2 tRNA genes are annotated in these 446 nt (G+C 42.6%); both read right to left on the minus strand.

What is annotated here, in order from left to right:
• Positions 1-243: 243 nt before the first annotated feature.
• Positions 244-320: transfer RNA gene (locus CIK04_RS30225), tRNA-Ala, on the minus strand.
• A 10-nt stretch (positions 321-330) separates the two neighbouring features.
• Positions 331-407 (minus strand) — tRNA-Ile (locus CIK04_RS30230).
• Positions 408-446: the final 39 nt, after the last annotated feature.

Here is a 446-nt window from a genome sequence, read left to right on the forward strand (position 1 = left end):
TATCTCATTATTTGAATGAGCGAGATAGCGTTGATTTTGCCGGACTCAATTTCGAATAGTCACTTAACAGTGACATTCCCAAGAACACTTGAATGTGTTTGTTGGTGTTTGTCTTAAAGACAAACATTGAGAACTTTACAAACAACAATAAATTGTTGTTTTGTCAGCTTTCCAAATTGTTAAAGAGCAAGATTTTCTAATGAAAACCATGTTTAAAGATTCTTAAGGAAAAACCCTTAAAGATGGTGGAGCTATGCGGGATCGAACCGCAGACCTCCTGCGTGCAAGGCAGGCGCTCTCCCAGCTGACGCTATAACCCCATCGTTGACGTGGTGGGTCTGAGTGGACTCGAACCACCGACCTTACGCTTATCAGGCGTACGCTCTAACCACCTGAGCTACAGACCCACTAGATGCTCTAATCTAAACCGTATCAATCTGTGTGAA

Source organism: Vibrio sp. 03_296, assembly GCF_002265885.1.